This window comes from Acinetobacter portensis (genome assembly GCF_023158935.1).
Classification (GTDB): domain Bacteria; phylum Pseudomonadota; class Gammaproteobacteria; order Pseudomonadales; family Moraxellaceae; genus Acinetobacter; species Acinetobacter faecalis.
In genome coordinates this window covers 694511-713953 of sequence record NZ_CP096120.1, presented here as the reverse complement: position 1 = coordinate 713953, position 19443 = coordinate 694511, and the positions used below count along the sequence as shown (strand labels likewise).

The window sequence follows — 19443 nt, the reverse complement described above, 5'->3', positions numbered from 1 at the left end:
TATGTGGTTAACACGAATTAGTGTGAAATATCCCGTTTTTACTATCATGATGATGTTCTGTTTGATGGTATTAGGTTTAGCTTCTTGGCAACGTATGGGAGTTGAAGAATTCCCCGATGTCGACTTCCCTTTTGTGGTGGTTTATACAAATTATCCGGGTGCTTCGCCTGAAACTGTAGAATCTGAAATTACAAAAAAAATGGAAGACCAAATCAATACGATTTCAGGTCTAAAACAAGTAACTTCTCAATCTAGCGAAGGCTTGTCTACCATTGTTGCAGAATTTAATTTAGATATTTCATCATCTGTTGCCGCGCAAGATGTTCGCGATAAAATTTCGCCTGTAACGTCACAATTTCGAGATGAAGTTCAAGACCCTATTGTAGAAAGATACGACCCAACCACTAGCCCAATTATGTCTATTGTGTTTGAGTCGAATAATATGTCGCTTCGAGATTTAAGTTCTTACTTGGATCAACGCATTATTCCTCAGCTTAAAACTGTAGCAGGCGTAGGTACAGTCAACTTATTGGGCGATGCACAACGTCAAATTCGCATTCAGGTGAATCCACAAAAACTTCAAAGCTTTGGTATTGGTATAGACCAAGTTATTAATACACTAAAAGCTGAAAATATAGATATTCCTGGCGGTACGTTAAAACAGCCCAACTCTGAACTTGTTGTTGAAATTAAATCTAAAATTATTCATCCATTTGCATTTGGCGATTTAATTGTTGCCAATAAAAACGGCGCACCTATTTATTTAAAACAAGTTGCAACTGTTGAAGATAGCCAAGCGGAAATGGAAACAAGTGCCTTTTTAAATGGTAAATCTGCCGTTGCTGTAGATATTTTAAGAAGCTCCGATTCCAATGTGATTGATGTTGTCGATAACATGTATCAAACCCTTGATGATGTAAATGCACAATTACCTCAAGGCACAACTGCAAAAGTGGTTGTAGATACATCCAAAGGTATTCGAGGCAGTATTAAAGATGTTGCACGCACCATTATTGAAGGTGCTGTTTTAGCCATTTTAATTGTTCTGCTTTTCCTTGGCTCCTTCCGTTCTACCGTTATTACAGGTTTAACTTTACCTATTGCACTATTGGGTACACTTGCCTTTATTTGGGCATTTGGCTTCACCATTAACATGATGACCCTGCTCGCCCTATCTTTAAGTATTGGTTTACTTATTGATGATGCCATTGTGGTACGTGAAAATATTGTACGCCATGCAGACATGGGCAAAGATCATGTTAGCGCAGCCTTAGACGGCACCAAAGAAATTGGTTTAGCTGTATTGGCAACAACCTTAACGATTGTTGCAGTGTTCCTACCTGTTGCCTTTATGGGCGGTATTATTGGACGCTTCTTCTATCAGTTTGGTGTAACTGTAAGTATTGCTGTTCTTATTTCAATGTTTGTCAGTTTTACACTCGATCCAATGCTTTCAGCACACTGGGCAGAAAAGCATAACCCAAATAAAAAACCAAACCGTGTAGAACGTTTCTTTAGTTGGATTTCAGGCAAAATTGATCGGCTAAACATTCATTATGAAAAGCTTCTTAAGCTTGCTTTAAAGTTCCGCTTACTCACTTTACTCATTGCTGTCGCTTCGTTATTTGGCGCTTTAGGGTTATCTAAATTTGTAGGTACAGAGTTCGTTCCTGTTCCAGACAAAGGCGAAATTCGCATTAAATTCGAAACACCTGTAAATGCATCTTTAGAATATTCACAAGCCAAGTTACAACAGGTCGATGCCATTATTCGTCAACATCCTGAAGTAAAAGTTACTTATGGATCAATTAACAGCACAACAGATCGTGGGAAAAACCATGTCAGCATTCGTGTATCTGTTACACCTCGTTCTGAACGAACTCAAACATTATCTGACTTAAACAATGAATTCCGTGATCGCTTAAAATCTGTTGCAGGTATAACTGTCACCTCTGTTGCATCTGCCGATGAAGTTGTTTCAGGTGGTAAAAAACCTGTGATGATTTCTATTAAAGGTCCAGACTTAGACGAACTTCAAAAAATTTCCGACCGCTTTATGGCTGAAATTGCAAAAGTTGATGGCATTGTCGATTTAGAAAGCTCATTTAAAGAACCAAAACCAACTTTAAATGTGCAAATTAATCGTGTTTTGGCAAGTGATTTAGGACTTTCGGTAAATCAAATTGCTAATGTGGTTCGCCCACTTATTGCAGGTGATGATGTTACAACTTGGCAAGATGAAAATGGCGAAACTTATGATGTAAATCTGCGTCTTACGGAAGATCAACGTCGCCTTCCAAGTGACGTGCAAAACATGTATTTAAGTTCACAAAAAACCGATGCCGATAACAACACAATTCTTATTCCTTTAGCTTCTGTGGCTAAGTTTGAAGAAACCTTAGGTGCATCACAAATTAACCGTCGTGATTTATCTCGTGAAATATTAATTGAAGCAAATACATCGGGTCGTCCTACGGGAGATATTGGTGCTGACATTACTAAAATTCAGCAAGACTTTAAATTACCTGTTGGTTATAGCTTCGATACGCAAGGCTCAAATAAAGACATGGCAGAATCGGCAGGTTATGCACTGACTGCAATTACCCTATCGATTGTGTTTATTTATATTGTGTTAGGTTCGCAGTTTAATAGCTTTATTCACCCAGCTGCGATTATGGCATCTTTGCCTTTATCACTCATTGGCGTATTCCTTGCCTTGTTCTTATTCAATTCGACCATGAATTTATTTTCCATTATCGGCATTATTATGCTTATGGGCTTGGTCACTAAAAATGCCATTTTACTCATCGACTTTATTAAAAAAGCCATGGATAAAGGCACAAGCCGATACGATGCAATTATTGAAGCAGGTAAAACCCGTTTGCGTCCAATTTTAATGACCACAAGTGCAATGGTGATGGGTATGGTACCGCTTGCACTTGGTTTAGGTGAAGGTGGCGAACAAAGTGCACCTATGGCGCATGCAGTCATTGGTGGTGTGATTACCTCTACACTACTCACCTTAGTTGTTGTTCCTGTGATTTTTACCTATTTAGACGATTTTAAAAACTTTATGATGCGTCAAACCAAAAAAATCATGTCATAATTTCCCTAGACCATATTTTCCAAAATATTGGGGTGAGATACACAAATGCTCACCTCATTTTTTATTGTATACTCTTTGCTTTCACGCAAAATTTATTAGGACAGTTTCCATGCGCGCGAGTCGCTTTTTATTTGCAACGTTAAGAGAAACCCCAAATGATGCTGAAGTTATTTCACATCAGCTTATGTTACGCGCGGGGATGATTCGTAAATTGGCTTCAGGTTTATATACTTGGTTACCAATGGGCGTTCGCGTATTAAATAAAGTTGAAGCGATTGTTCGCGAAGAAATGGATCGAGCAGGTTCACTTCAAGTACTTATGCCTGTGACTCAACCTGCATCTTTATGGGAAGAATCAGGTCGTTATGTTCAATACGGTCCAGAATTATTACGCTTTAAAGACCGACATACAAACGACTTTGTACTTGGGCCTACACACGAAGAAGTCATTACAGACTTAGCGCGTAACGAATTAAAAAGTTATAAACAACTTCCTGCAAACTTCTATCAAGTTCAAACAAAATTCCGTGACGAAATTCGTCCACGTTTTGGTGTAATGCGTTCACGTGAATTCATTATGAAAGATGCATACTCTTTCCACGTAGACCAAGCATCATTACAAGAAACTTATGATGTGATGTACGATGCTTATTGCAAAATCTTCACACGTTTAGGCTTAAACTTCCGTCCTGTTCAAGCAGATACAGGTTCTATTGGTGGTTCGGGTTCTCACGAATTCCACGTATTGGCTTCAAGTGGTGAAGACGATATCGCATTCTCTACAGAATCTGATTACGCTGCTAACGTTGAAATGGCTGAAGCTGTTTTAGTTGGCGAACGTGCTGCACCTACTCAAGCATTAACAATTATTGATACTCCAAATCAAAAAACAATTGCAGATGTATCTGCATTCTTAAATTCAGATCCTGCTCAATCTGTTAAAGCATTATTGGTTCAAGGTGTTGCAGAAGAAGGTAAAGCGACTCCTGTTGTTGCTTTATTCTTACGTGGCGACCACGAACTGAATGAAATTAAAGCAGAGAAGCATCCATTAATTGCATCACCGCTTACTTTTGCAACAGAAGAACAAATTGCAAAATTTGGCTTAACGCCAGGTTTCTGCGGTCCACAAGGTTTAGTTGAAAAAGGCTTAACCGTTATTATTGACCGTGCAGCCTCTGTTCTTTCTGACTTCGTTGCTGGTGCAAATGAAGTAGACAAACATGCAACAGGCGTAAACTGGGAACGTGATGCAAAATTCACTGAAGTTTATGACTTACGTAATGTGGTTGAAGGCGATCCATCTCCAGATGGTAAAGGTACACTTCAAATTAAACGTGGTATTGAAGTCGGTCACATCTTCCAATTGGGTCAAAAATACTCAGAAGCTTTAGGCTGTAAAGTATTGGGTGATGATGGCAAACCTTTAGTTGTAACTATGGGTTGTTACGGCATTGGTGTTACACGTGTTGTAGCATCTGCAATTGAACAAAACTTTGACGATAAAGGTATTATTTGGCCTGCTGCCATTGCACCTTTTGACGTTGCAATTGTTCCAATGAATGCACACAAATCTCCACGTACTGTAGAAGCTGCTGAAGCACTTTATGCAGAATTAACAGCTGTGGGTTACGATGTACTTCTTGATGATCGTAACGAACGTCCGGGTGTTAAATTCTCTGACATCGAATTAACAGGTATTCCACACCGCATCGTCATTGGTGAAAAAGGTTTGGATGCAGGTACATTCGAATATAAAGGTCGTACAGATGCAGAATCTACGAACTTAACGAAAGACGAGTTACTTGCAAAAGTGACTAAGTAATTTTTACAGTAAAAGTATTTCTTTTAATTTCCTTTAATTAGGGAATTAAAAGAAACTAAAAGTTCATACTAAATACAAAAAAATCCCGCTAAATAGCGGGATTTTTTTACTTTATTTAAAACATTAAGCTTTAGGTAAAGTTACGCCTGTTTGACCTTGGTATTTACCACCACGGTCTTTATAAGATGTTTCACATACTTCGTCAGATTCGAAGAACAACATTTGAGCAACACCCTCACCTGCATAAATATAAGCTGGTAGGTTTGTAGTGTTTGAGAATTCTAAAGTCACGTGACCTTCCCACTCAGGCTCAAGTGGTGTTACGTTTACAATAATACCGCAACGAGCATATGTAGATTTACCCAAACAAACTGTCAACACATTACGTGGAATACGGAAATATTCTACTGTACGCGCCAATGCAAATGAGTTCGGTGGAATAATACAAACATCTGCTTCAATATCGACAAAGCATTTATCATCGAAATTTTTCGGATCTACAATTGCAGAATGCACGTTTGTGAATACTTTAAATTCACGCGCACAACGCACATCATACCCATAACTTGAAACACCGTATGAAATAAGCTTTTGACCATTTTCATCTAAACGGACTTGGTTTTCAGCATACGGTTCAATCATGCCGTGTTTTTCGCTCATTTCGCGAATCCAGCGATCCGATTTTATTGCCATTGAGTTCTATCCAAATAATGCTAAATAATTCACTGCGAAGTACTTTAACTGAAATCTGACTTAATGAAAATAAGCCTATGCATCTTAGTTTCAATTCAGCTGAAGGAATGCGATGAATGTCCCATCAAAGGCTTAGAATTACAGAATAACTTAATGGAATTGATAAGCTCAGCAAAACCAAAGATGCAGTTTTTTGCAAATTGCTTTGGTTTAATCAGCAAAGTTGTTTAAATAGAAAAAATCATAATCTTTCAAAATAACAGCCATAAAAAAAATTGAAATCGAACATAAAAAATACTACCAAAACACTAAAGAATAGGTTAATTTCTAAATGCTGATTTAATAAACAAAAATTCGAGATTTAAGTAAAAATAGCACCAATAAAACAGTGAGGAATAAAATGAATAAATGGATGAAAGTAACTTTAGCATCAATTGTATTTGCGGGTATTTCAGCTTGTTCAAGTGAAAAATCAACAAGCAATGACAATAAAATAGAAGCATCTGCACAGACAAATAAATTACAAACAAAATTTGTTAATATCGCAACAGGTGGTGCTTCTGGTCCATATAACGTAATTGGAACTAGTCTTGCTGAAATCTATAACAAGACCTATGGTGTGAACTCAAAAACACAGACTACAGGTGCATCTGTGGAGAACTTGAACCTACTTAAACAAAATAAAGTGGAAATGGCATTCGTAATGAGTGACAGTTTAACTGAAGCTTTAAATGGTACAGGTAGCTTCAAAGATGCCAAAATTGAAAATGTTCAGCAAATATCTGCTCTTTATCCAAATTACGTACAAATTGTCACATCCAAAAAGACAGGTATTAAAAATATTGAAGACCTCAAAGGCAAACGTATTGCAGTTGGTGCACAAAATTCAGGTGTGGAAGTAAATGCACGTACACTATTGAATGGTTTTGGCATTACCTACAATGACGTTAAAGTTGACTACCTAGGTTATGCAGAAGCAGCTGATGCGCTTAAAGGTGGAAAAATTGATGCAGCCTTCTTAACTAGTGGTATTCCAAACTCATCACTTATGGAACTGCAACAAGGCTTCGATTTACAAATCGTTGGTATAAACCCCGAAAAAGTAAAAGAAATTGCAAAAGACCAATCATATTTCTTATCTCTAAATATTCCGAAAGGCACTTATGGCAACGATGTAGATATCCCAACTGCAGCAATTATGAATGCTTTAGTAATTCGCTCAGATATTTCTGAAGAAGATGGCTATAAACTTACCAAAACTTTTTTTGATAGCTTGAGTCAATTAGCAAATTCACACCAAGCGGCAACTGAAATCAACCTAGAAAATGCTCAGTCAGGGGCTGTTATCCCCTTACATCCAGGTGCTAAACGCTACTTTACTGAATTAAATAAGAAGTAATGAAGCATTATAAAAGTGCAGTTTTTACTGCACTTTTTTCTCTTTGTCTTATTGTAACGTGGATAATACTAACCCGATCGACAGTCATTACTGAGGTTCGAACGACACTTTTCACATGTACAATAAGTTCACAAGATTTTAGCTTACAGTGGAAGCATTCCGTTGAAAAAACTCAATGGGTTGAGTATTACCAACGTCATCAAGATCACTTTATCCTTCAATATACAGATGTGATTTCTTTTGGTGCAGGTACACCATCTGATTACCCAATTATTTTTCAAAAAAATGGTGTGATAAGAATGCAAGTAGATCAAAAAATATCTGATATTCGATGGACAGTTTCTAAAAATATGCAAGGAACAATCCTTGTAAAGAATAAAATTTGGCCTATTTATCAACATCTTCCCACTTACAGCATCATTGAAATAAGCCCTCAACTTTACCCATTATGGAAGACTTGGCAATTCGGAGAATGCGTATGACACAATCAGAAAATAAAGTTGTGATTGAACAATTAGATGAAAAACAGCAGCAAGAAATTTTAGAAAAATATGATCGAGAATCAGTAACTCGCACTCCAGCAAGTAAATCAATTAAATGGTTTATTGCAGCAATCGCAATTGCATATTCGCTTTTTCATTTATTTATTACTTTCAACCCCTTACCAGAACTCATTCAACGTGCTGCACACGTAGCTATTGGTCTCGTTTTAGTCTTCTTATTATATCCTGCTCGTTTGAGTAGTTCTCGTCAAAGTATCAATTGGTTTGATTGGATTCTTGCTCTCGCATCATTTTCCACACTCATTTATATTTGGATTGAATACCAAGATATTATGACCACACGTGGTGGAATTCCTAATAGTCTTGATATCGTCTTTGCCATTATGGCAGTAATACTTGTTGTAGAAGCAGCACGGCGTGTTATGGGATGGATGCTACCAATTTTAGGCTTAATCTTTTTATCTTATCCTTTCTTTAGTCACTACAATTGGGTTCCAGATCGCTTGCTTACGCGCCAATATACAATTAGTGATATTTTCGGACAAATGTATTTAAAAACTGAAGGTTTATATTCATCTGCAATTGGTGCTTCCGTTACTTTCATTTTTCTATTCATTTTATTTGGTGCATTTCTTGCTAAATCTGGAATGGGAAAATTATTTAACGATTTAGCAATGGCACTTGCAGGTCATAAACAAGGTGGACCTGCTAAAGTCGCTGTTATCTCTAGTGGTTTCATGGGAAGTATTAATGGTACAGCTGTTGCCAACGTTGTAGGTACAGGCTCATTTACAATCCCGCTTATGAAAAAAATTGGCTACCATAAAAACTTTGCTGGTGCTGTAGAGGCAAGTGCTTCTGTTGGTGGTCAAATTTTACCACCAGTTATGGGTGCAAGTGCTTTTATTATGGCTGAAACCACTGGAGTAAGTTACGGAACTATTGCGCTTGCAGCAACCTTACCTGCACTCCTGTATTATTTAGGTGTTATGGCGCAAGTTCACTATCGAGCAGGTCGAGATAACTTAAAAGGCGTACCAAAAGCCGATTTACCACGTGTAAAAGAAGTACTTAAAGAGCGTGGTCATTTACTTATTCCAATAGTCGCTTTAGTGTTTTTCTTATTCCAGTCAATTCCTGTCAGTTATGCTGCAGTCTATACCATTCTACTAACCATAGTGGTTGCAGCTTTTAGAAAAACCACACGCATGGGGATTAAGGAAATTCTCGAAGCCTTAGAAGATGGTGCAAAACAATCACTTTCTGTGATGGCTGCCTGTGCTGTAGTCGGAATTATTATTGGAGTTGTTAGCTTAACGAGCTTTGGTTCAGTAATGACTTCATCAATTATGAGCATTGGTGCAGGAAGTTTATTTCTCACGCTTTTCTTCACCATGATTGCTTCAATGATTTTAGGCATGGGACTTCCGTCTATTCCTGCCTACATTATTACGGCAACAATGGCTGCACCCGCTTTAGCTAATTTTGATATTCCAATTTTAGTTGCACACATGTTTGTCTTCTATTTCGGATTATTTGCCAATATTACACCACCTGTTGCTCTTGCCGCCTTTGCAGGTGCAGGTATTGCAGGTGGTGATCCAATGCGAACAGGCTTCCAAGCACTCAAACTTTCGCTTGCAGGTTTTATTATACCGTTCTTATTTGTTTACAACCCTGCCATGCTAATGATTGATACAACCAATGTTGCTGTAAATGCTCGTGAATTTGCACTTCCTGCTTGGACTACCGTAATTAGTATTATTATAACTTCTGTTGTTGGAATTTTAGCCTTAGGTGCAGCAGTTGAAGGTTATTTTAAAACTGAACTTAATTTCTTCTGGCGAATCTTCTTAGGTATTGGTGCTTTAGGCATGATCATTCCTGAAACAATCACCGATATTATTGGCATTATTTTAGTCGTTATTGCACTTTCCATTAATATACTAAAGGCGAAAAAGGAAAGTAAGCCTAGTTTAGCATCCTAGATTTCAAAAAAGAGGGCTATTGCCCTCTTTTTTAAACTAAACAAATCTTATTTATTTGTTTCAGCAGATGCAGTTACTTGCTCTTGATCCGTAGAAGCTGTTTTGTCTTTCGCTTGAACAAACTCCGCAGGAAAATCGACATTATTAATAATTGCTGCAGAAACATTGAAAGAAATAGCACTTAAAGAGAAAATAGCAGCTGCTAAAATTTTAGTAAAATTCATAATACAAAACCATTCTGTTGTTGCAGGGAGAACTCTATTTTAGAAATTAAAATTAGAGTAAATAATCACAAAATAAGGTGTTTTTTAACCGCTTATCGGATTATGAATAAATCACATAATTTTTCAGCAATAAAAAAGCCCATCATCAGATGAGCTTTTTATGAGTATAAATCTTAAAAAATACGGCTTTGATCTTTTTCTACTTTTGGTAGTTTCTCTGCAATCTTTTTCGCAATTTCCATATAGTTTTCTGCCGCGGCATCACCTGCAATAACAGAAGGTTTACCTGCATCTGCATTTTCACGAATAGATGCATTTAAAGGTAAACGACCAAGTAATGGAATTTGATATTGCTCAGAAAGTTTGTCGCCACCACCTGTACCAAAAATTTGCTCTTCGTGACCACAGCTCGAACAAATATGTGTCGACATATTTTCAATAACGCCCATCACAGGAATTTGAACACGATTGAACAACTCAATTCCTTTCGTTGCATCTAGCAATGCGACATTTTGTGGCGTTGTTACAATGACTGCGCCTGTAACAGGAATACGCTGTGCCAATGTTAATTGAATATCACCTGTACCTGGTGGCATATCAATCACAAGCACATCTAAATCTGGCCATAATGTTTGATTAAACAACTGCATAAGTGCGCCTGTTGCTTTAGGTCCACGCCATGCGACAGGAGTGTTGTTATCCCCTGTTAAATGTCCAATTGAAAGTACAGCCATACCATATGCTTCAATTGGAACAAATTGTTCAGCTTCAATCATGGGTGTACGACCTGCATTTCCTAACATTGTAGGAATACTTGGGCCGTAAATATCGGCATCTAACACACCAACTTTTAAGCCTAGTTTTTGTAGTGCAAGCGCAAGGTTTACAGTTGTTGTAGATTTACCCACACCGCCTTTACCCGAAGACACCAAAATCACGTTTTGAATACGTGGATGTTTTGGCACATCACGTTGTTGCGGTGCAGCTTTTTGAATAGGTGGATTATTTGGATCTTCTTCTGCTTTTGTAGAACCAGATGCATCAACAACAGGTGGTAAGTTAGATTTTGCCGTTTCAGCTTTTGGTGTAGAACAGCTTTCACCTTCTTTGTGGTCATGACCACAACCACCTGTTTTTTGCTGAATAACGTGCATGTTCAGTTCTGTAACACCACATTTTTCCAAAGCGTCAGCCAAATCATCATGAATTTTTTGTAAATCGTCGGCTTCAGCAGGTACCGTATTAATAGAAATTTGTAGGATATTTCCTTCTACATTGACCTGAGTAATTCGATCTTTTAATAAATTTGTCGAATTTGGTAAAACATAATTTTGAAGCACATTTTGGATTTCTTCTTCATTCACCCCTTTTGCAGGTGAAAAGACAGATTTAAGTGAAGAAAACCACGACATACAATTACTCCAAGTCTGGATATACAGCAGAATGCCATAGTTTAACCATTATTTAGTCGAAGGTTAAGCAAAGTTCACTACTGTTTATTAAATTCTTACTAAATTAGTTGGTTTTGTTAATTTTATTATGTTGTTTATACAATTTAAAAAGCGCCAAGCATCTGCATACTTGGCGCTTTTACTTTATAACATTTGAATAATAAGACTAATTAACCTTTAAACTTATTCAAAATATCTGATGCTTTTTTCTGAAGCTCATCTAATTTTTCAGTTGCTTGAACTTTTAAATCATCAAATTTTTCAGAAGCATCTTGTTTTAGCTCTTGCGCTTTTAACTTCGCTTCATCAAGTTTTTGACTTGCTTCTGTTTTCAAATGATCTAACTTATCTTTCAAATCGCCTTGATGTTCATTGGCATTATTTTTCAAATCATTTAATGCCTTTTCGCCTTCAAGTTTTGCTTCCTTTGCAGAATGCTTAACATCATCTACAAGCTTTTCGCCTTCTAGCTGAACTTCTTTCGCTTTCAGTTTTACATCTTCACCAAGTTCAGCCGCTTTATTCTTTAAATCATCTAAATTATTTGTATTCGACATCACATTACCCTCGTTGTTATTAAATTGGTTTAATCATTATTTATACAGATAAATCTGTGAAAAACATTCAAATTTATGAAAACGTAACAAACTAAATACATAAAATTTCGTATAGTAAAAGCAATTCATATTTTTCAAGAACACGAATTAACATGTTGAATCAATTATTAAAAGAGAAAATTAGTAAAATCTGTAATGAGAAAATAGAACAGAAGGGAGAAAATGTCGGCTTATCTTTTTATGCTTTTTTTGCCAATAAAAATGATGATTCTGAAACTTTAATGCAAGTTGCAACATGGTGGATTCAAACACATCAGCTTGATCATTTTGAAAAAGCGACAAAAATAAAGCAGCTTATTTCACAAGAAACATAAACTGCTTTATTTAAATTGGCATAATTTTTTAAGCGCGAACTGTGCTCATAAAACTTACAGCAGAGAACAACCAAATAAACAAAATAAAGCTTCGTTCTTGGTTAAAATGCTCTACATCTGTACCGTGTAAAATATTATGGCGCGTTGCTGTTACTACAGAACTGCTATCCATTTTATAGGCATTAATTTCAGCAAAATAACGGTTTAACTCGCATGCAATTTTAGACTTATGCCACAAGCTTTTAATTTCATTACCTTTTAAGCCGGGTACAATTTTGTAGACATCGACAAACTTTGTACCGTTTTGCTTTAAGAAACCTGTTTGCAGAAGTACTTCAGTTAAAACGCCTTCCAATTGTGAATATAAAACAGGGATACATCCTGCGTAAAAACCAAGTTTATACAGCTTGAATGCTTCTAAAATCACCAGTCTGCGCTGTGCTTTAGTTTCACCAATTTCAAGTGCATCAAATGCTTTTAACATTTCAGTTTGAAAATGTTCGCCATTAATTACATCTAACAATTTAAATTCGGCTGCATTTTCAAAGTTTTGGTTTTCACGCCAAAAGTACAACAAACTCAGAGCATCATTGGCAACTTTTTCACCTAAAGGCTGATCGAGTTGTTCTGCCAAAACTTCAAAATAAGGTTCATTCTTTGCTAAACCATTTAAAGTCTGAATCAGAAAAGCATGTTCATCTGCTGAAATAGCTTCTAGATATTGCTGTGCCTCTTTTAAAATATGATTACCCAGCTGTTTATTACGCTGTTCATTTTGCGGAATACGCGTTACAGGTTGGTCGAAATCAAAATCATCATCGATCATGGGTATATCACTCTTAGGGCATTACTTTAATAGGCTATTATCGCTGTTATTGCCTTTGCAATATATAAATATTTACTTTATGAAAAGATTTCACTGAAACCTTTGTGCATATATGCAATATCTCATGTAAAATTACGCCCATTGCATAAAATACGAATGAGAGAGTTATATCCGTGCGTAATATTTTAGTTACTAACGCCCTTCCTTACGCCAATGGTCCAATCCATATGGGTCACTTACTCGGTTATATCCAAGCAGATATTTGGGTTCGTGCCATGCGTGCAATGGGTCATAACGTGACTTATGTATGTGCGGATGATGCTCACGGTACAGCAATTATGCTACGTGCCGAAGCAAATGGCATTTCACCAGAAGCGCAAATTGCTAATGTTCAAAAAGAACATATGCGTGATTTTGATGGCTTTGGTGTTCATTTTGACCATTATGACTCTACAAATAGCGATGAAAACAAAGCTCGCTCTGAAGAAATTTATATTAAAAACCGTGAAGCAGGCAATATTGCTGTGCGTCCTGTTTCTCAGTTATTCGACCCTGAAAAAGGCATGTTCTTGTCAGATCGCTTCATTAAAGGCACATGCCCAAAATGTAAAGCGGAAGATCAATACGGCGATTCATGCGAAGTTTGCGGTACAACATATAACGCAACTGAACTACTCAATCCAAAATCAACTTTGAGCGGTGCTGCACCTGTAGAGAAATCTTCAGATCATTACTTCTTTAAACTGCCTAACTTTAGTGAATACCTACAAAAATGGACGCGTGACGAAGGTCGTTTACCTGTTTCAATCGCCAACAAATTAGATGAATGGTTTGATAACGGCTTAAATGATTGGGATATTTCACGTGATGCGCCATATTTTGGTTTTGAAATTCCAGATGCACCAAACAAATATTTCTACGTTTGGGTAGATGCGCCAATTGGTTATATGTCTAGTTTTGAAAACTACATTAAGACCAAACGCCCTGAATTAAGCTTTGACGATTATTGGAAAAAAGATTCTAAAAATGAAGTGTATCACTTCATTGGTAAAGATATTGTTTATTTCCACGCTTTGTTCTGGCCTGCAATGCTTGAAGGTGCAAACTACCGTACGCCAACAGGCTTATTCGTAAATGGTTTCTTGACTGTAAATGGTCAGAAAATGTCTAAATCTCGTGGTACGTTCATTAAAGCGGAAACGTATTTAGAGCATTTAAACCCTGAATATTTACGTTATTACTTCGCTTCTAAACTTTCTGACAAAGTTGAAGATTCTGACTTAAACCTTGATGATTTCGTTCAAAAAGTGAATTCAGACTTGGTTGGTAAAGTGGTAAACATCGCAAGCCGTTGTGCGAAATTCATCAACACGAAATTTGATAACAAATTAAGTGCAACGTGTGCAGAGCCTGAATTGGTTCAAAGCTTTATTGATGCGGGTGATTCAATTGCGAAAGCATATGAAGATCGTGAATTCTCTGCGGCTATTCGTGAAATTATGGGTCTTGCTGACAAAGCAAACCAATATATTGATGAGAAAAAGCCTTGGGCACTTGCGAAAATTGAAGGCGAAGAACAACAAGTTCATGATGTATGTTCTGTAGGTATTAACCTATTCCGTCAATTGGCTGTTTATCTTGCACCTGTACTTCCAACATTGGCAGATCAAGTTCAAGCGTTCTTACAGTTAGAAAGTTTCAACTTTGAATCTCGTAAGCAAGTGTTGGTTGCACATGAAATTGCATTGTTCCAACCATTAATGCAACGTGTTGACCCGAAAGCTGTGGCTGCAATGGTAGATGCGTCTAAAGATTCTTTAGCTGCCCCTGCGGAAGCACCAAAAGCTGAAAAGAAAAAAGAAAAGAAAGTTGCTGAGAAAAAGCCTGAGCCTAAAGTTGGTGAGGCTGAAATTATTGGCATTGAAGACTTTATGAAAGTTGACCTACGTGTGGCTGAAGTTTTAGAAGCTGCTACAGTTGAAGGTTCGGACAAACTGCTTCAATTGACTTTAAACGTGGGTGAAGCTGAACCACGTAACGTATTTAGCGGTATACGTGAGTTTTACCAACCTGAAGACCTTAAAGGCAAATTGGTGGTGATGGTGGCAAACCTTGCACCACGTAAAATGCGTTTTGGTATTTCTAACGGTATGGTATTAGCTGCGGGTAATGGCGAAGGTGTTTGGGTGATTTCACCTGAAACTGGTGCTAAAGTTGGCGATAAAGTGTCTTAATTCTAAAATGAACATTAGGCCCTGATAACTTCAGGGCTTATTCATTTAATCAAAAAATAAAACTTATGACGACTTTCAACGAATTTTTAAAAAATCTAAATTTAGAAAATAATCCATTTGCGTTTTTTACTACAGAAAATGAGTTAAAACAATCTGTTGATATATTTACACCTATAAATGATTATGAAAGTATCTTATCTAATTTCTCCTCAGACAACTCTTTGATAATTCTAGGTGATCGTGGTGCGGGAAAAACTGCCCTCATTAAAAACTTAGAGTCGAAAACTGAAAGAAAAGAGATAATTTCTGTTTCAATTACAGATTTTTCTGATTTACCGTTAAATTTTGAATCAAAAGATTTTTATCATTTTTTAATTTCAAAAATTTCACTAGAGCTATTTTCATCACTTGCCAACGAAAAAAAACGCATAAACAAGCTTGATCAAGAAGAAAAAATACTCCTTAGCTACTTACTTCAGAACTTCGTACCACAAGTTTCAAAAGCCTATCTAAGAGATCAAATTAAAGCTATACAGGTTCCGTGGTATAAACTAACTTATAAAAGATTTGAGAAAATTATTAGAGATATTTTCAATTACAGCGCTACTGCTGCAAATACACTTGTTGATGATTTTCTATCTAAACATTTCTCAGGACTTCCGCCAATTACAGAAAATGTGAAGATTAAAGAATACTTCCCTGAACTAGACATTAATTTTGAAGAAACTTTTTTAAATCAAGATATTTCCTATTTCTTAAGGCTCTAGACTAGCAGATTTGCACTTAGTTTTACCTAATGAGGTCCCACAACTCTGTTGCTAGCTCATTAGGCTCCCTCATCCAACGCCATTCTGTTTCTTTAAGATGATAATCAAAATACTCTTTTGATATACCGTTGAACTTTGCTAGCCTTCTTTTACAAAAGCTCCAGAATGATTCTATTCCATTTATATGACATTGTCCTCTGGCAAATTCATTCGCTCCATGATTTACTCTAAAATGCTTTGAGTAACCAACATCTACCAAACCATTGTATCCACGCCAACCATCACTATAAATTACACTTTCAAGTGCAACTTTACCTAAGATAACTTGTTGTAATGTAGTCTTTTTACAATCAGGGACTATTTCTGTATAAACTCGACCATTCCTTTCAAATATTCCAAATACAGGTTGTTTTAAAGTACCTCGACCTCGCTTCAATTTCCCATGAAAACCACGTTGTCTTTTTGCTCCAAAATAGCTCTCATCAACTTCAATAGAACCTACAAACTTTGCTCTTAAATCTGTTTGATGATCGTAGATTGCTTCTCTAAAAAGCATGTACCAATAGTTGATGGTATTACGGTTCAAGTTAAGCAATAAGGCTGTTTTAGAAGCAGGAATATCAATGCAAAAGCACTGAATAATTTTTTTAATCTTATAGTGACTTAATTTACTGTTTTCTATCATGATTCTAGACTAACATATCTATTCTGCTAGTCTAGAGCCTTCTTAATTGAAAGAATTTTAAAAATAGTCGAGAAATTAAAGTTTACTAAAGTAATCGTTCTAATTGACCGAATCGATGAAGATCAACGGTTTGAAAATGACGCTGAGTTAATTGCAAATTATACTAAATTGATTTTAACTGACGAAAAATTACTACTAACACCTAAATTACAAATAATTTTTACGAGTTGGACAACACCATTTAATTTTATAAAACAATATGTTCGAACTCAAAAACATAGCTGCAATATCATTCACTGGTCAAATTCAGACTTAGAAAGTGTTTTGAACAATCGGTTAAAAGTATTTTCTAAAAATAAAGTAATTAATTATAAAGATCTTTTTGCTAGTGATGTAACTCAAGATGATCTTAATGCAATTCTAAAACTTGCAAACTCTACTCCTCGTGATCTTTGGCATATCTTCTCTAATTTATTAAGAATACAATATGATAAAGATTCTCTTAGTACCAAAATTGAAAAATCATCGATAGGCTTTGCTTTAAGTAGATTTGTAAAAAATTTTAATTATTTTGAGTATTATCCAAGAAAAACAAATGCTCGATCTAACTCTATGGATGTTTTTTCATATATTGATTTACTGCTGAAATTAGATACAAACACTTTTAATGCCAAACAACTGAAAGAGAAAAATCAACTTCAGCATTCAACTGCTCAAAGTTATATATCCAATATGGAGAAAATGGGATTAATTACTCTAAGCAATCCTGATAGCGGTTCAGCACAATATAATATTAAAGATCCAAAAATTACACATGCCCGTGAAAGAGAAATCAAAATTTATCGGACGTAAATAATAATGCTCTATTAAATTAATTTCGAGATATTCTCTCCTTTTAGGAGATAAGCAGGACTGCTGTGCAAGGGTAAGGTAATAAATTGCAATAAGCATCTCCCTCCTAATAAACAAAAATTCCTATTACTTTCATCTTACGAAAATAACGTAAGCTTCACCCATAAAAAATCCCCTATTTTTAGGGGATTTTTCTTTTAATGTCTTACAGACCTCGGTCCATACATCAAACCTTTATTCCGCTCATCTACTCGAAATAATTTTGAACTTACAGACTTAGACACATCGTAACCTGCATCCCCCACCTGATTCGAAATTTGCTCAATCAAAGCAGTTACAAGTAAACCCGTTAACGTATCAGAATCATTACTGCGTTCACTACTTTCTTTACCCTGCCAAAGCACTGTACCTGTATTTAAACTCACAAGCTTGGCTTCTACTTCAACTTCTGCCGTAGTATCAATAATTTGATACTTAGAACCATACTTTTTCACTTTCAAATACAAAGCAGCATCTGCACCAAAAATTTCTTTAAGCTTATTTAAAGGAATATTTTGTGCATCAAAACCATTGGTCACACCATTTTCTTTCAGCATGGTGTCTACAACAGTCACAGGAAAAACATAATAGCCTGCTTCTGCAAGTGGAGGCGTTACCGTAGACCAAAAACTATTGGTTGCACGTGTATCAGGCGATTCATTTACAGGTGGCAATACCAAAATTGAAGCAGGTACATTCGCCATATAAACCGATCTATCCACCACCTGATCTGCTACAGCATAGCTAGAAAATAAAGTGAAACTTAAAGCAATAGCTGTGAAAAAACTGAACTTGTTCATTTTTTCACTCCACTTGAGTTTGTAGCACCCATACGTTGTAGCAAACGGTTCATTAACACGGTAGATTCAGGATAAACCTGTTTTTCGAGCTGAAAATACATTGCAGCACGTTGTGAATTTTGAATATCTAAATTCAATAATCCCAAATGACCATATAAACCAGGTGGCACTGCTCTATTTTCTGCCTTAGATTTTTCAATATCTTTTTCAAGACGTGTAATTTGCTCTAAAGGCGATACTTTCGATCTTTCACTCATATAATTATAAGTTTGTTGAGGAAATTCCCCCCAACGATACAAAGATGTTGCTCCACCGCCACATCCAACCAAAACAAGGCTAAGTGCAATAAGAGCTAAAACTGTTTTTTTCATCAGTTAAAACCTATTAGCGAGTAGACCATTTGCCCGATTGAACATCTAAAACAAGATTATTTACGGCTTCACGTACCGCTAAATCGAGCACTTTACCGTTTAAAGTAGAATCGTAAGATGCGTTTGAGCCAAAGCCTAAAATCTCACGTTCGCTCAGCGCATATTCGCCTGCACCTTGTACAGAATGAATAATTTCAGCAGTGCGTACATCCACCACATTTAAGTTCACTTTTGCATAGGCAATTTGTGTTTTTCCACGACCTAAAATACCAAATAACTGATGATCACCAACTTCTTTACGACCAAATTCAGAAACATCACCTGTTAATACATAGCGTGCGCCTTTAATGGCTTGATTAGATTTTGAATAACCTGCTTCTTGTTGTAATTCAGATAAATTGTCTCGGTTTAAAACAGAGAAATAACCTGTTTGCTGTAAATGTGTTTCTAAAATTGTTTTTGCTTGACCACCTAAACGGTCAACATTGTCTGAAAAAATACCGCGCATATAACTTGAACGGTTGTCGAATTTACCAATAGAAACAGGTGTTTTAACGCCCGTATAACGTGCAGCAGTAGTTGCCGATGTTACCTGCGGTGCTTGAATTGTTTTTGAAGTTTCAACCGTTGAACATGCTGTAAGAGATAGACAACCTAAAGCGGTTAAAAGTAATGTTTTTTGAATCATCTTATTTGTCCTTTAAGGCTACAATTTTTGCGTAGTTTAAAGGACAAACTTTTTTATATTG

The 19443-nt window shown here is 36.3% G+C and carries 18 protein-coding genes and 1 pseudogene; 9 read left to right on the top strand and 10 right to left on the bottom strand.

Annotated elements, in window-relative coordinates; translation table 11 throughout:
- Nucleotide 1: 1 nt before the first annotated feature.
- Nucleotides 2-3106 (top strand): efflux RND transporter permease subunit, encoded by a 3105-nt coding sequence (locus MZO21_RS03665; RefSeq protein ID WP_248103142.1) that lies wholly within the window; start codon nt 2-4, stop codon nt 3104-3106.
- Nucleotides 3107-3215: 109 nt separating this feature from the next.
- Nucleotides 3216-4931 carry a proline--tRNA ligase gene (locus MZO21_RS03660; RefSeq protein ID WP_248103145.1) on the top strand — a complete coding sequence of 572 codons (1716 nt, stop codon included), beginning with the start codon at nt 3216-3218 and terminating at the stop codon, nt 4929-4931.
- Between the two features lie 123 nt (nt 4932-5054).
- On the opposite strand, the gene dcd is transcribed toward MZO21_RS03660, so the two are convergent.
- Together dcd and MZO21_RS03650 are read right to left on the bottom strand one after the other, a co-directional pair.
- Nucleotides 5055-5624, bottom strand: coding sequence for a dCTP deaminase (dcd, locus tag MZO21_RS03655; protein ID WP_152875746.1), 570 nt, complete (start codon nt 5622-5624; stop codon nt 5055-5057).
- Nucleotides 5625-5748: 124 nt separating this feature from the next.
- Nucleotides 5749-5838: pseudogene (locus MZO21_RS03650) on the bottom strand (LysE family translocator); the annotation flags it as partial.
- A gap of 186 nt (nt 5839-6024) precedes the next feature.
- On the opposite strand from MZO21_RS03650, the gene MZO21_RS03645 reads away from it, so the two are divergent.
- The 3 genes from MZO21_RS03645 to MZO21_RS03635 are packed head-to-tail and all read left to right on the top strand — an operon-like array spanning nt 6025 to nt 9514.
- Nucleotides 6025-7023: a TAXI family TRAP transporter solute-binding subunit gene (locus MZO21_RS03645; RefSeq protein WP_248103148.1), complete on the top strand. Its 999-nt coding sequence runs from the start codon at nt 6025-6027 to the stop codon at nt 7021-7023.
- Nucleotides 7023-7505 (top strand): DUF1850 domain-containing protein, encoded by a 483-nt coding sequence (locus MZO21_RS03640; RefSeq protein ID WP_154772854.1) that lies wholly within the window; start codon nt 7023-7025, stop codon nt 7503-7505. Before MZO21_RS03645 ends, MZO21_RS03640 begins: the two co-directional genes overlap by 1 nt.
- On the top strand, nt 7502-9514 hold the full coding sequence (locus MZO21_RS03635) for a TRAP transporter permease (RefSeq protein ID WP_248103151.1): 2013 nt from the start codon (nt 7502-7504) through the stop codon (nt 9512-9514). Before MZO21_RS03640 ends, MZO21_RS03635 begins: the two co-directional genes overlap by 4 nt.
- 47 nt (nt 9515-9561) lie before the next feature.
- Here the strand turns inward: MZO21_RS03635 and MZO21_RS03630 are convergent, their stop codons facing one another.
- The 3 genes from MZO21_RS03630 to MZO21_RS03620 form a co-directional block, all read right to left on the bottom strand.
- Complete coding sequence (locus MZO21_RS03630) at nt 9562-9738, bottom strand: hypothetical protein (RefSeq protein ID WP_154772856.1); 177 nt, start codon at nt 9736-9738, stop codon at nt 9562-9564.
- 173 nt (nt 9739-9911) lie between these two features.
- Entirely contained in the window at nt 9912-11150 is a 1239-nt protein-coding gene (apbC, locus tag MZO21_RS03625; RefSeq protein ID WP_248103154.1) for an iron-sulfur cluster carrier protein ApbC, read from the bottom strand.
- Between the two features lie 209 nt (nt 11151-11359).
- Nucleotides 11360-11746, bottom strand: a complete 387-nt coding sequence (locus tag MZO21_RS03620) for a hypothetical protein (RefSeq protein WP_248103157.1) — start codon at nt 11744-11746, stop codon at nt 11360-11362.
- Nucleotides 11747-11898: 152 nt separating this feature from the next.
- On the opposite strand from MZO21_RS03620, the gene MZO21_RS03615 reads away from it, so the two are divergent.
- Nucleotides 11899-12120, top strand: coding sequence for a DUF6500 family protein (locus MZO21_RS03615; RefSeq protein ID WP_432612606.1), 222 nt, complete (start codon nt 11899-11901; stop codon nt 12118-12120).
- A 28-nt stretch (nt 12121-12148) separates the two neighbouring features.
- On the opposite strand, the gene MZO21_RS03610 is transcribed toward MZO21_RS03615, so the two are convergent.
- Nucleotides 12149-12946, bottom strand: coding sequence for a hypothetical protein (locus MZO21_RS03610; protein ID WP_248103159.1), 798 nt, complete (start codon nt 12944-12946; stop codon nt 12149-12151).
- A gap of 173 nt (nt 12947-13119) precedes the next feature.
- Between MZO21_RS03610 and metG the strand changes: the two genes are divergently transcribed.
- Nucleotides 13120-15180: a methionine--tRNA ligase gene (gene metG, locus MZO21_RS03605; RefSeq protein ID WP_248103162.1), complete on the top strand. Its 2061-nt coding sequence runs from the start codon at nt 13120-13122 to the stop codon at nt 15178-15180.
- 65 nt (nt 15181-15245) lie between these two features.
- Nucleotides 15246-15947, top strand: coding sequence for an AAA family ATPase (locus MZO21_RS03600; protein WP_248103164.1), 702 nt, complete (start codon nt 15246-15248; stop codon nt 15945-15947).
- 22 nt (nt 15948-15969) lie between these two features.
- Here the strand turns inward: MZO21_RS03600 and MZO21_RS03595 are convergent, their stop codons facing one another.
- A complete protein-coding gene (locus tag MZO21_RS03595; RefSeq protein WP_152875444.1) occupies nt 15970-16632 on the bottom strand; it encodes an IS1595 family transposase in 663 nt (220 codons plus the stop codon).
- 45 nt (nt 16633-16677) lie between these two features.
- On the opposite strand from MZO21_RS03595, the gene MZO21_RS03590 reads away from it, so the two are divergent.
- Nucleotides 16678-17484 carry a P-loop ATPase, Sll1717 family gene (locus MZO21_RS03590; protein ID WP_432613358.1) on the top strand — a complete coding sequence of 269 codons (807 nt, stop codon included), beginning with the start codon at nt 16678-16680 and terminating at the stop codon, nt 17482-17484.
- A gap of 197 nt (nt 17485-17681) precedes the next feature.
- On the opposite strand, the gene MZO21_RS03585 is transcribed toward MZO21_RS03590, so the two are convergent.
- Genes MZO21_RS03585 through MZO21_RS03575 form a run of 3 tightly spaced genes read right to left on the bottom strand, consistent with a single transcriptional unit; the run spans nt 17682 to nt 19382 of the window.
- Nucleotides 17682-18323, bottom strand: coding sequence for a DUF799 domain-containing protein (locus MZO21_RS03585; protein WP_248101611.1), 642 nt, complete (start codon nt 18321-18323; stop codon nt 17682-17684).
- Nucleotides 18320-18694 carry a DUF4810 domain-containing protein gene (locus MZO21_RS03580; RefSeq protein WP_248101614.1) on the bottom strand — a complete coding sequence of 125 codons (375 nt, stop codon included), beginning with the start codon at nt 18692-18694 and terminating at the stop codon, nt 18320-18322. Before MZO21_RS03580 ends, MZO21_RS03585 begins: the two co-directional genes overlap by 4 nt.
- Nucleotides 18695-18707: 13 nt before the next feature.
- Nucleotides 18708-19382, bottom strand: coding sequence for a CsgG/HfaB family protein (locus MZO21_RS03575; RefSeq protein ID WP_154772539.1), 675 nt, complete (start codon nt 19380-19382; stop codon nt 18708-18710).
- Nucleotides 19383-19443: the final 61 nt, after the last annotated feature.

Bases quoted from the DNA above. Each gene is read 5' to 3' on its own strand.
- MZO21_RS03575 (WP_154772539.1), bottom strand. From the start codon at position 19,382: ATGATTCAAAAAACATTACTTTTAACCGCTTTAGGTTGTCTATCTCTT.
- MZO21_RS03640 (WP_154772854.1), top strand. From the start codon at position 7,023: ATGAAGCATTATAAAAGTGCAGTTTTTACTGCACTTTTTTCTCTTTGT.
- MZO21_RS03585 (WP_248101611.1), bottom strand. From the start codon at position 18,323: ATGAACAAGTTCAGTTTTTTCACAGCTATTGCTTTAAGTTTCACTTTA.
- MZO21_RS03600 (WP_248103164.1), top strand. From the start codon at position 15,246: ATGACGACTTTCAACGAATTTTTAAAAAATCTAAATTTAGAAAATAAT.
- MZO21_RS03630 (WP_154772856.1), bottom strand. From the start codon at position 9,738: ATGAATTTTACTAAAATTTTAGCAGCTGCTATTTTCTCTTTAAGTGCT.
- dcd (WP_152875746.1), bottom strand. From the start codon at position 5,624: ATGGCAATAAAATCGGATCGCTGGATTCGCGAAATGAGCGAAAAACAC.
- MZO21_RS03615 (WP_432612606.1), top strand. From the start codon at position 11,899: ATGTTGAATCAATTATTAAAAGAGAAAATTAGTAAAATCTGTAATGAG.
- MZO21_RS03595 (WP_152875444.1), bottom strand. From the start codon at position 16,632: ATGATAGAAAACAGTAAATTAAGTCACTATAAGATTAAAAAAATTATT.
- MZO21_RS03660 (WP_248103145.1), top strand. From the start codon at position 3,216: ATGCGCGCGAGTCGCTTTTTATTTGCAACGTTAAGAGAAACCCCAAAT.
- MZO21_RS03635 (WP_248103151.1), top strand. From the start codon at position 7,502: ATGACACAATCAGAAAATAAAGTTGTGATTGAACAATTAGATGAAAAA.
- apbC (WP_248103154.1), bottom strand. From the start codon at position 11,150: ATGTCGTGGTTTTCTTCACTTAAATCTGTCTTTTCACCTGCAAAAGGG.
- MZO21_RS03645 (WP_248103148.1), top strand. From the start codon at position 6,025: ATGAATAAATGGATGAAAGTAACTTTAGCATCAATTGTATTTGCGGGT.
- MZO21_RS03665 (WP_248103142.1), top strand. From the start codon at position 2: ATGTGGTTAACACGAATTAGTGTGAAATATCCCGTTTTTACTATCATG.
- MZO21_RS03610 (WP_248103159.1), bottom strand. From the start codon at position 12,946: ATGATCGATGATGATTTTGATTTCGACCAACCTGTAACGCGTATTCCG.
- MZO21_RS03580 (WP_248101614.1), bottom strand. From the start codon at position 18,694: ATGAAAAAAACAGTTTTAGCTCTTATTGCACTTAGCCTTGTTTTGGTT.
- MZO21_RS03620 (WP_248103157.1), bottom strand. From the start codon at position 11,746: ATGTCGAATACAAATAATTTAGATGATTTAAAGAATAAAGCGGCTGAA.